An 11,926-nucleotide genomic window follows, 5' to 3' on the forward strand; every position below is an offset into this window, starting at 1 on the left:
AGTCAGTCGATGCCGTGTTCCTGGAACACGGAAATATGCCGTTCATCTGCTTTGAGACGCTGCTCGACTGCTTTCAAACGTTTTTCTGCTTCCTTTGCGAGGGGAGTCCCAGGTTCAATAGCGATCACTTTACGGTATTCCGCGATGATCGTTTCGGCAGTTTCAACAGCGTAAGTTTTTTCTTTTTCCACTGCGCTGTCCCAAGCTTTTCGCTGGGCTGGATTTTCACTCTTGACGCACGAAAAGAGCATCATCGAAAGCAGTGCCAGGAGGAATCCTGAGCGTAATCGTAGGAATAGGGATGGGGTTTTGTTCATAGGAGACCTTGAAGGGTTAAGGAGCATCTTTTGCACAGCGGAATCCTGTATCCTGAGACCAATAGTCAGGGTTGGACCACAGGCGCCTTGCGCAACGGTTGTTAAATGGAGTCATGCCCACCAATCCACCAGCCCAGCAGCCGCCCCGCACAATTTTGCGCGTATCGGTTTCGCGACCCTGAACGTAGGGGTTTCCCAGTTGATTGACGGTGGGGTCAGGAGCGGGTATTTCACCATTGGGCAAACCTTTCGGTCCTTTCGGGTCAACGGTTCCATCCGGACATTCCTGATAATAAAACTCCCCAAACCAGTCTTCACACCATTCCCAAACATTCCCAGCCATATCGAGGCATCCATACGGACTCGCGCCTTCGGGGTAACTCCCGACTTCCACAGGGCCGGCATCGGCGTCAAGCCCGCTCCGGGCTTTGCTCGAATCCCAGGTATTTCCCCAGGGAAATGCGCGTCCATCTGTTCCACGAGCAGCCTTTTCCCACTCCGCTTCCGTGGGCAGACGTTTGCCCGCCCAGCGCGCATAAGAGGCCGCGTCCCTCCAGGTTACAAACCGTACTGGCATGCGTCTCTCGCTCTCCACACGTTGACGAATGATCTCCGAGCCAGCGATATATGCCGCATTTTCATCTGCGAGTGCTGAAGACTCAGGGCCAAGCAAGACTCGCAATGCAGCAACAACCGCTTTCCAGCAAAGCAAGTCACGGGTCTGTCGTTCAGCGGCATCCGTCTCTCGCAGCATCTCGGGTTTGTATGCAGCGTAGGTGGCCCCATAACGCGCTTCAAAATGCTTCAGCAGCTCCACACATGCGGCAGTCGAAATCCGAAACCAAGGACCTTCAACCTTGTCATATCCATCGGTAGCCCTGACAAATTCATTGAATTCTTCCACCGTTACCTCGTTTCGGTCGATGAAATACGGAGACAGCCAGACACGGTGTGCAGGTTTTTCATCAAAGTTCCCCCGGTTGTCTCCCATCAGAAAGTCTCCGGCAGGAACATATACCATGCCTTCCGGTATCGTCACATCGTCACTGGCCTGAAGACAGGGACTAAGCGACAATACGAACAGGGTCAGCAGAGAGAAATTAAAGGTCTTTTGCACAACGAAATCCAAGGATGAAGGTTTTAAATTCGGGTTCACGCTGGTCACGCTTGGCGCAACGTGTGTTGCTTGGGAAATTCTGGGAGCTACCCCCTCGGATGACACGTTCGGAGCCAGTTTCCGGCCCCCATGGGTTTTTGTTGCCTTGTGTGCCATATGCATCCGCAGCATACCAATCGGCTACCCACTCGGACGCATTGCCTGCCATATCCTCACAACCCCACGGACTGCGCCCACCCGGGAAGCTTCCAACAGGGGCCGGATAGATCCAGCCGTCCTTTTCAAATCCTTTCGTGCGCACATCTTCACCGGACTTTTCGCCAACGATGTTGCACAACCCCCACTGCCAGTCGTCGCCCCAGGGCCAACGACGACCATCCGTGCCGCGAGCAGCCAATTCCCACTCTGCTTCGGTCGGAAGTCGTTTTCCTGCCCATTTTGCATAGGCGTAGGCATCCCACCAATCCACACCTACGACGGGTTTGGAATCATCCGTAAAGGTATCTGCATCAAATTGAGCAACCCGGGCGTATTCTGGATTTGCCAGCAGTGGATTAAACGATTTCCAGTACCGGGGAGTATGATCCTTGCCTTTGGGTTGATCAGGATGTGCCCATTGTGCGTCGCCAAACTTCTCAACATCCTCCAAAAAAAGTCGGTACTGCCGGTTGGTCACTTCGTAACGATCCATGGCAAATGCATCCAGATAAACCGTTCGCAGGGGCCGCTCATCCTCCAGCGCCCATTGTTCCCATGCACGGATGATTTTCACATCAACTGGCTTCACCCAGCCGACCGTGGGTCTCCTCGAGGGCAAATCCGGATGCGAGTCGGCGGTCCCCATCAAAAACGATGTTTTCGGGATCATCACCATCACCGAATCATCTTTCGCGTGGTGAATTTCACGAATCTCAGGCATTGCGTCGGAGCCTGCACCTTTCTGACCGCAGCCCGGACCCACGGCAAGCGCCGCAACCACTGGCAACAGGAAAATCGTAACTGAGTGTCTGGGTTTCATTCGATCGATAACAGAAAATTGACCAGATCATCGATCTGTTGTTGGGTGAGGTGCGTTGTGCCGCCATGTGCGTCACTGGCGATTCTTCCACCGGTTTGCAGGTGTACTTTGGCCGCTTTCGTCGCCTGCGGAATCATGTAGGTTTCATTGAAACCGATTTCCCGTCTTCCCGGTCTTTCGGGAGAACCTCCAAACAGGGGTTCGTATTTGAACCAGCCCAATCCTTCCACACCCGGAGCCGCAACCACTTCTCTCAGGGTGCGGGCCATGGCATTGTGCAAAAACAGTGCGGGCCGATCCCAGGCACCCCGTAGTTGCAAAGGGGTGAGGTGCTGATTCTGATCCGGGGTTTCAAAGCGCCCGGCATCCAGAGGCTCAAGGTCATGACGAATCCCGGCAATGTAGTCCAGGCTCCGCATGCTGATCAGCGTGAAACCGGAATCCCTCACGCTGAGCGGAACCTGCGGAGGCAGCACCTGCCGCGGGTTATCAGGCATGTCCTTTTTGGCGAAGCTTGGTGCAGGATGGCAGGATACACAACCTTGTTGGGGATGCTCGAACAGGGCTTTTCCCCGAAGGATGGAGGCAGACTCTTGATCATAGGGATTGGGCATCAAGCGCGGTTCATGGGCCTGCCACTCGCCAATGAATCGCTGATAATCTCGCAGCACAAAAGCTTTTCCAAAGTATTTCAGGGACTGACGACGGAAAAACTCGGCCCGCCGTTCCTCAAGACTGGCTTCATTGTCAACCGAGGAAGTGGTCTTGGACTGCACGTCGGCTACCGCCAGAACCGGCCCATGTGCTTCCAACCAGAGGTAGTCTTCCCCGAGCAGCACATCTTTGAAGTCATCTGCAGGGCAATGCTCCATTTGCATCGAGCGGGGATCGTACACCGAAAGCGATCCTTCCATAAAAAAGGGCTGTATCTGCCAAAGGCTTTTCTGCTGGGGTGGCAGCATCGTGGTTCCCTCGACAAGCTGCCCCACTTTGCTTTGACCTGCCAAATACTCCTGCCCCATGATCTGGCTCACCCCCCAGCCGCGTGCGTCGTTCAGTTCGTCATGGTGGCAACTGACACAAGATTGGTCATTGTCCGTTGTGAAAAAGGAGGTATGCACCGCGAACTCGCCTCGCTCCGCATTGGTGATGCCATACGGCAACTGCTCAATGCTGGGATCAATCAGCACTTCCACGGACTCCCCGGATTCGCAATCGATCACCGAAATGGAGCTGCCAAGAAAATTGGCGACAAAGAGTTTTCCCGCAGAAGGAGAATCGGGAACTCCGGCGACAATGCCAAAAGGTTGAGAACCGGTTGAGTAATTCCGAACAGGAACGAGAGTGTCACTGGGTTCATGCGCACCCGGTTCGAAACGAAATTCCTGGACTTCTCCCGAACCTTGCATGGTCACAAAAATCCGGTCGCCCACGACCGCCATCTTTTCAGGAAGCGCGCCCACCACCCGCATCAGGTCCGGCGGAATGTCTCCCTTCACATCCCCCACCATCGCCTCTGCAGTATCTGAGGTGTACCGAACCCAGTTTTGGTGCGCTTCATAGCGGTTTGGGAGAAGGAGATAGGATAATCCCTCTTCAGAAGGGGCTTCGGGGATAGACAGATGGGTGAGGTTGATCAAAACCACATCGTTTTGAATATCCCGAAATTTCACATTGGCAGTGCCATCCGTCGCTTCAAACGGCCCCAGTATCTCCTGTTCTTCTTTCGGGAAAACAAATCCTGAGATGTAGTCACGCCAGACTGTATACTGAGAGGCCGCATTGTCCCGGTCCCACGTTTCACCTCCCCATGGGTCCCGTTCTTTTGCCGTTCCAAACCCAACTCCCATCGTCGTCACGAGCAGCCAGTGTTCACCGGTTTTTTCATCCGTGATGATTTTCAGGTCATTGGTTACGTTCTGGATGTAGATACCGCCAACCTCTTGATTGAGTTGCGTGTCGATGATCGAGATATCCGTTGTCCCAGAATTCCCAACAAAGAGATGGCGCCCATCTGGACTGAGTGCGACCACACTCGGTTTGCTGTGGGGATTCCCGACATCCACCCCGGGGCCAATCTGAGTACTATCGATCCATTGTTTAATCGCCTTGAAATCCGGGTCATTTTCAGGATCAGAAAATACAACCGTTTGATTGGCATGGCTTGCATAGAGTGGCATGATGTCCGCATAGCCGCCGTCATGCTTGCGAATCACGGCACGCAACAACCGACTCTGTTCGGAATGTCCGGGAACCAAGTGGTCCAGTGCCGAGATAAAACTTGCATGCAGGTCTTCACCCGCCACAAATCCGCCGCGCTTTTCATCGTGGCAACCCACGGTTCCGCAACTGCGCCGCAGAATCGACCCAATTCCGTTTTCCGCAAAAAACACTTGATCATCCATCCCTCCGATGATTCGCATTTGGGCCGAAATGGAGTCCTTCCCCGTTTCAATATCGATCAGGAATACTTGGTCGAGGTAACGATTCGCGACATAGGCAACACGACCATCTGCCGAAAAGGTGATATCCTGAGCGTAAAAATCGATCGGAATTTCCTGTACGACGATATCCTTCCGGGTATCGATCACACTGATAAAGTTGGAGAACCGATTGGATACAAAAAGATAGCGTCCTTCAGGGTGCAAACTCAGCCGCATGGGAGACGAGGCAGGCGGCCCCGATTGATCTCCCGGTTTCAAAAGGATTCGCCGAACCACTTCACCGGCCTCCACATCGTATACCGCAACACTGTTTCCAGGTTCCAGTTCCGAGCCGATCATGCTGATGTAAACCTTCGTCCCATCTTGTGAGATCTCCACATCAAACGGGTTCTCCCGAGTCGGCTGGGGCTCAGGAAACGGATGAGGGTTTGGGACTGGCTGAAGGTTCTCCCGAGTCCACTTGGCACCGTATGCCCATTGTTTGCTCATGAGCTTGCCAAACCTTGAGGGCGGTTGACCGCTGTCTGCCAATTGCACTTCTCTTTGCAGTTCGGGAGAAAGGACTCCATAGGGTGGATGCATTCCCCCAGGTTGATAGATCAACTTCGGATCTTCCTTACTCCAAGCATTCAAAATCGAAGAAATCGCTATGGTCACAAGGCTCAGTCCGGAAAACCAGCGTAATAGTGATTTTTTGGCTTTCATCAAAGACTCCTTAAATAAGCAACAAGTGCGTTGAGTTCTTCCTGTGTAAAACCTCGCGTTCTCCCATGCACATCATTCGGATTGTGCTCTGTAAACAGTGAGTGAAGATCTGGGGCACGTCCGTCATGGAGATAGGGTTTTGTTCGATAAGTGCTCTTTAAAGAAGGTGTATCAAAACGGTTTCGGAAGTCGTTTGGGGTTCCAAAATGAAGATCATGGAATTTCATATCGGTGTAAAAAGGAGGGGGATGGCATACATCACATCCGGCGGCAACAAAGAGCATCTCCCCATGTTTGAGTATTTCAGGATCTTCATCCCGATAAGGACTCGGGGCACGGTCAGGGTGCGAAAGATACTCAGTCAGCGGCCCTTGTATGTGGGCCATGGGAACAAATCCCTGAAACCGTTCACCCGCACCAACACCATCAAATAGGTCCATGCGAACGCCACTCCACATCGCCGGAGGAGAAAAATGAGTGTCCTGGAGCGACTTGTTGTTTTTGGCATTACCCAGGCCATCGTTCGCCAAGTCCCAATTCAGTCCATCACTGGATGTGTCTTCCTGGTGGCAACTCGTACAACTGATCCAATTCTGGTAAGTGATCCGTCCATCATTGGCCATGAGTTCACCTTCTCTCCACTCGGTCATTTCCTGCACCGGACCCAGCGGAATCGTATCACGGACTTCACCCGATTCGGCATCCAGCACCGTGATGTTGTCAGAGAAATAATTGGCCACAAACAGCTCGCCAGTCGATTCGATCAACGCCAGGGAACGCGGCCCCAAGCCACCTGCGGGTAAGCGGCGGGCGATACCTTGCTCATGCAGGATTTCGACGTTCTCTTCCAAAAGCTGAATCTCTCGCAAGGTCTTGGTTTTTTCGGCAAGTTCCAGCGCGGCAGGAACATCGACGATGGCGACCTGATGAATTCCAGCTAGACTCACATACAAGCGCTGTCCATCAGAAGACAATGCAAGCCCCGTAGGGTTCGTTGCACCACTGAGCAACTGGTCCAGCAACAGCGTCACCCTGCGATTGGGTTGCTTCAGATCCAGGATAGTGAAACCGTTGGAATTGATCCAACCGCGCTCCATCTGCACCGTGGGCACTTCATTGTGAGACACCAGGTTCGTGAGGAAAGCCCATCTTCCGTCCGAGCTGCAGACGATCTCCCGCAGCATGGAGGCACGACCCATGTGATACTCTCCAATCTCGCTCCCATCATCGGCATCCAGCACACTGACCCAGGGATCCAGTCCGTTCGAAACAAGCAGCCGTTTGCCGTCTGGAGTTTGGGTGATGAACCGGGGTTGATTGCCCACTTCCGTCTCCACAAGAGTATCTCCACTTTCAATATCCAGTATCGATACCGAACCAGAAACCACATTGGTGACATAAAGGCGCTTACCGTCATCCGAAACTGCCAGCCCGCACGGCTCCATCCCCGCCTTCAACGACCGCACGACACAGCCTTGTTCAACGTCGATCACGTTGATTTCGCCCGCCCAGGTACAGCTCACGTACAAGAACTTCCCATCCGGCGAAAACCTGGCCTGCGTCGGTCGTTCACTGACGGAAATCTCGCGAAGAATGTTGCGGCTTCGCACATCAATTTCAGTCATCAACGCCGCCGTGTAGTTGACCACCCATACTTTTTCCTGATCAGGGGAACGCACAATATGTTGTGGGGAACGATAGAGTGGTAAGGCAGGTCGCCCGGTTTCCGGTGGAAATTCAGGCGGCAGGGGATCATGCATTTCTGACTGCTTACGCTGCTCGCGACGCCAGTGAATGTATCCCATGATTTTCAGCAGCTGATTTTCGGTGATATTCGCCCGGTAGGCAGGCATTTGCACGATCTGTGAATCGATAAAATAGCGTGCCGCAGGGTTTTCCAGCAGTCGCTTCGGATATCCATCCATGATCCACTCGCGCAGCTCAGCCTCATCCTTTACGAGTGAAGCAAACTCCTTCCCATCCCACGCCGGGATGTGTCCTTTGAAACTACCGGGATTGGGAGTCCCCCCAATGCCACCTGCTGCATGGCAAGCAAAACAACCCAGCTTTTCGGCTTCCACCCACCCTTCATAGGCCATCGTCGGAATGTTGGTGTCAAAATTGGATACGGCACGAAAGTAGACCATCAGGTCCTCGAGTTCCGATTTCGAGATTTTGTCCCGATAAGCAGGCATCGGCAACAGGGGTTCGCGTCCGACGTGAAGATCCACCGCCTTCAGCCGCTCAGGTCTTCCATCAAGGATCCATTCGACAATCTCCGCATCATTCACGGCGAGGGTAGCTACGGTCGGACCATCCCAACCCGGAACCATTCCTCCACGAGCACCGGGATCCGCAACTCCGCCCGCACCTTCGGGTCCATGGCAGGCAAAACAGCCCTGCTCATGCGCTACCGTTCTCCCTCGCATTGCAGGTGTGATCTCAGGACTTCTAATCACAGCAAAAGCCCACACAGTGACGATTGCCAGCACTGCAATAATGCCACTTATGAACAACAACTTTCGTCGATATTCCCGGGGTCGGTCGGGGTTTTTTATGCAATCCATGTTTGGGGTGGTAGAAACAAAAACCGTGACTAGAAATCCACCCTATGCATGGCAAGCACCATCCAAAAATATATCTCAAAAGAAATACCGATACCTATGTAATTCAGAGAATATTGACCTATCCCGAATTTCTATAACCTTCTCTTATGTAGACTATTCACAACACTTATAAACAGATAAACAAAAATCGATATTTCACTTCAATCCTGCACACCACCCAGGACCAGGGCAAAGCTCGCCACCTTCACTCAAAGCTTCACATCGATGCTTCTCTCTTCACGCAATTGTATTTCCTGAGCGGAGGGATATTCCGTATTCCAATAGGCTGAAAACCCAATACCCTGTCATCAGGGATTCTCAACTTGCCAATAAACAGCGTATCGTTGGTGGTGGAGGTCGTAAAGTGGGCGAAAGACAATGCCGTCGGCAGGACCTACATTGCGCGCCACAAAGACCAAGGGGTTATCGTCAACCGGACGAAGCCAATCCGCAGGTTCGCGCGAATCACTCAAAATGACAGGAACCTGCGTTGCTGGTGCTTCGAGATAGGCATCCTTGTCCGCAACATCATGCGGCATCGCGTCATCCCCCAAGGCTCCCGCCAACAGTACGGGTCCATGAAAAATGGAAACCATGCGTTCATCGTCCATTGAGGGTTCCAATCGAAGCGCACCCCGCAAGCGAAGCGTGATCACATCCCCGGATTTCCAGACACGATGAAGGCTGACATAACTGGATGCTGCGGATTCGCGAAGCACTTCCGTTCCGTTCAATTCCACGACGGCAGGTTCTGTAATCCAATGGGGAATGCGCAGCAGGAGTTCAAAGGCATCCCTGCCAGGCTCCAGCACCGTCAGCTTCATGGCTTCTCCACGAAGCACATCCCCTTGCATGCGCAACACGGTTCCTCGGTCCGTCCAATTCAGTTCAGAGGGAATGTAGAGATTCACCCAAAGGCGATTCGCTTCGGTGAAGTAGATTCCTTCATTGTAGCGCGGAGGATTTTCAATCCCGGACCCCACACAACAGTGAGTACCATCGAGATAGGTGCGAAAATGTCCTCGTAGGGGTGTGAAATAACTCATGGCACCCGAATCCGGGGAAACCGTCGCAAGCAAGTGATTGTAGAGTGCGCGCTCGTAATAGTCCGCATATTTCGCCGATGGATGCTGCTCGAACAGGGATCGGGTCAGTTTCAGCATATTGTGGGTAGTGCAGCTTTCGGCCGTCGTAGCGGGCAACGCCTTTCCACTGTCAATGCTGGGGCCGGACTCCACACCCGGCTGACCAAACCATTCATTGAACGAATTTCCTCCAATGGCAAACGAGTGATCTTGTGTGACTATGGTCCAAAAATGCTCTGCGGCTGAAAAAAGGTCTACATCCTTTGTCCATTTGGCAACAGATGCAAAGCCGAGCACTTGCGCGATATGCGTATTCCCGTGCAAACCCGGCAGTGGATTTTCCCCATTGGCAAGGGGTTCCACCAACCACGCACGATTGAACAGACTGGCTGTCGCAAGATACCGTTCTTCCCCTGTAGCAGCATAGAGCCTGGCGAGAATATCGCTGATGGCTCCAAACTCGTTCTGGGGATTGCGACTATGATCCGTGCGCAGCATGGACTCCAGCTGTTCGTCATCCAGATCCTCCAGCCTGCGGACAAAATGCATGGCCATCCGGTTCACGATACCGATGGCTTCTTCATTTCCAAGGTATTCATGCGCATCCAGCAGGCCTGCCATGATCTTGTGAACGATGTAGTAGGGAACGACCACACCGCCCCCATCACCCGATTTGCCCTCGAGCAGATCGAAAGCACCCGAAGGGAAGGCAGCAAGGTAACCATCTTCATTCAGTGCCTGCTGACACTGCCCGAGAATATGCACCATCGCATTCACCTTGTCGCGGTATGAATCGTCACCAGTGGCAACAGCCATGCGCGATGCTGCAGAGAGATAGTGTCCGGCCATGTGACCTCGGAGAAAGCTCTGATCCCAGCCCGGATACCCTTGCTCGACTCCTTCCGGCTGCGCAAGGCCTGCGAGATCACGGTAGTGAAAGAGCAGCCGGTTGATATCCAATGCAGCCAGGTAATGCCCACGATGCAATTCCTGGCGATCCTGAATCGGACTCCCCGGCAACAACTTGACCTCGGATGCATCGAAGGAACGCACCGCTCCGGAGCACCAGACATGCATCCCCATTCCCACTGCGATCAGTCCCATGCGCAGATTGAAAAAAGGACGGCAATGGCCAGCTTCACGACTCATGCTTCAATTCGTCGAAATGTGCCAAGACTGTGCATTGCGGCGACATACCCCATGTTGGAGCAAATCAGCCCTGTTTCGAAAATTTCCAGAAATCAAAACGAACCTGCTTCTGCGAAACCTTCTCAAACACAAAATACAGGTCGTGCACGCCAGTGATCGGGGCAACATCGCAGGACTGCATCACCCAGTCATCCGGACTATTTCCTGCCTCCAAACTGCAGGTTCCAATCAGGGTCCCGTCCCTTGAATCCAGGCGAATTTCAATGCTTCCGCCTGACTCCGCCGCAGCTATGCTCGCGGTAAACTGGGCAGGACCTTCACCCAAATCCACACTGCGAACCCGTATGAAATCTCCATCGTCAATGTCGGTGACGACCATGCCAACCTGCGCATCCCGTTCGGTTTCAACTCCCCCGGTCCACGCAATGGTTTCAGCCTCCACTCGTCGATAGGGATTGAGCCATGCGACAGCTTCCACAACGCCTTCCCGGGTCGGTTCGATCAACGGAATACTCCCGTCCGCATTGAATTCAAAGGGTTCCACACAAACGGATCGGTTGAATCCCCCACCCCCCGGCAGTGCCCCGTTGTGGTAGAACAGGTAGGCATTTCCCTTGTATTCGATGAGACCGGGGTGATTCGTAAACGCTCCCCCTTCTTCAATCACTTCCATGATGACTCCGCCATACTGCCAGGGACCCGTCGCACTCGGCCCATACGAGTAGGCCAGGTGCTCGGGTACGCCACCTGCCGGATAGAGCATGTAGTATAGCTCTTCGCGTTTGTACAGCCATGGCCCCTCTTCGTAGGCCGAGGGTCGCTCCTCTGTGACTTCCTCCCGAGTGTGAAAGCCCTCCTGCGTCAATGGAACCTGCACCACTCCCAGTTCCCTGTCATAGGAAATCATGTCCTCGTTCAGCTTCACATACCACAGGTGAGGATTGCCCCAGTAGAGATACGCCTGACCATCATCATCGATAAACACGGTGGGGTCGATATCTCCCCAATGCGCCGCAACCAGGGGTTCATCAAACGGCGGAACAAATGGCCCCGTCGGGCTGTCGGAAACCGCAACCCCGATTGCCATGCGATTGAGTTCCGTGTGATGCGCGCAGATGTAGAAATAGAATTTTCCATTGCGTTCAATGCACTGGGCTGCCCAGGCATCTTTACTGGCCCAGCTGAAATCATCGAGCGACAGGGGTGAGCCATGATCCGTCCAATTGACCATATCGTCCGATGAGTAGACCCGCCAGTCCTTCATCGTAAACCAGGTGGAACCGTCTTCATCGTGAGTGGTGTACAAATACACCTTGTCGTTGTAGACCATGGGAGCAGGGTCGGCCGTGAAGAGGGTCTGAATGATCGGATTGACCGCCAGACAACTGGGTGCACAGCTGAGCAATCCCAAAAGGGTAACTATCAGTGATTTCATCGCGTGGAGTCGAAAGCTGCGTTCAGGAATGCGAACCCTCTCATTTCCCC

At 53.4% G+C, this 11,926-nt stretch carries 7 protein-coding genes; all 7 read right to left on the minus strand.

Annotated features, from left to right (window positions below):
* Window positions 1-2 precede the first annotated feature (2 nt).
* Window positions 3-317 carry a hypothetical protein gene (locus tag ABQ298_13215; protein ID MEQ9825338.1) on the minus strand — a complete coding sequence of 105 codons (315 nt, stop codon included), beginning with the start codon at window positions 315-317 and terminating at the stop codon, window positions 3-5.
* A 16-nt stretch (window positions 318-333) separates the two neighbouring features.
* Window positions 334-1,434, minus strand: coding sequence for an SUMF1/EgtB/PvdO family nonheme iron enzyme (locus tag ABQ298_13220; GenBank protein MEQ9825339.1), 1,101 nt, complete (start codon window positions 1,432-1,434; stop codon window positions 334-336).
* Window positions 1,418-2,452 carry an SUMF1/EgtB/PvdO family nonheme iron enzyme gene (locus tag ABQ298_13225; protein ID MEQ9825340.1) on the minus strand — a complete coding sequence of 345 codons (1,035 nt, stop codon included), beginning with the start codon at window positions 2,450-2,452 and terminating at the stop codon, window positions 1,418-1,420. The genes ABQ298_13220 and ABQ298_13225 overlap by 17 nt, the downstream gene beginning before the upstream one ends.
* A complete protein-coding gene (locus ABQ298_13230; GenBank protein ID MEQ9825341.1) occupies window positions 2,449-5,385 on the minus strand; it encodes a hypothetical protein in 2,937 nt (978 codons plus the stop codon). Before ABQ298_13230 ends, ABQ298_13225 begins: the two co-directional genes overlap by 4 nt.
* Before the next feature lie 215 nt (window positions 5,386-5,600).
* Window positions 5,601-8,030, minus strand: a complete 2,430-nt coding sequence (locus ABQ298_13235) for a c-type cytochrome (GenBank protein MEQ9825342.1) — start codon at window positions 8,028-8,030, stop codon at window positions 5,601-5,603.
* 485 nt (window positions 8,031-8,515) lie between these two features.
* Window positions 8,516-10,441 (minus strand): beta-L-arabinofuranosidase domain-containing protein, encoded by a 1,926-nt coding sequence (locus ABQ298_13240; GenBank protein MEQ9825343.1) that lies wholly within the window; start codon window positions 10,439-10,441, stop codon window positions 8,516-8,518.
* A 64-nt stretch (window positions 10,442-10,505) separates the two neighbouring features.
* Complete coding sequence (locus tag ABQ298_13245; GenBank protein ID MEQ9825344.1) at window positions 10,506-11,876, minus strand: glycoside hydrolase family 43 protein; 1,371 nt, start codon at window positions 11,874-11,876, stop codon at window positions 10,506-10,508.
* Window positions 11,877-11,926 lie beyond the last annotated feature (50 nt).

This window comes from Puniceicoccaceae bacterium, from assembly GCA_040224245.1.
Taxonomy (GTDB): Bacteria; Verrucomicrobiota; Verrucomicrobiia; order Opitutales; family JAFGAQ01; genus JAKSBQ01.

Coding starts and splice junctions, on each gene's coding strand:
- ABQ298_13215 (MEQ9825338.1), bottom strand. CDS start 317: ATGAACAAAACCCCATCCCTATTCCTACGATTACGCTCAGGATTCCTC.
- ABQ298_13225 (MEQ9825340.1), bottom strand. CDS start 2,452: ATGAAACCCAGACACTCAGTTACGATTTTCCTGTTGCCAGTGGTTGCG.
- ABQ298_13230 (MEQ9825341.1), bottom strand. CDS start 5,385: ATGAGCAAACAATGGGCATACGGTGCCAAGTGGACTCGGGAGAACCTT.
- ABQ298_13235 (MEQ9825342.1), bottom strand. CDS start 8,030: ATGCGAGGGAGAACGGTAGCGCATGAGCAGGGCTGTTTTGCCTGCCAT.
- ABQ298_13240 (MEQ9825343.1), bottom strand. CDS start 10,441: ATGAGTCGTGAAGCTGGCCATTGCCGTCCTTTTTTCAATCTGCGCATG.
- ABQ298_13245 (MEQ9825344.1), bottom strand. CDS start 11,876: ATGAAATCACTGATAGTTACCCTTTTGGGATTGCTCAGCTGTGCACCC.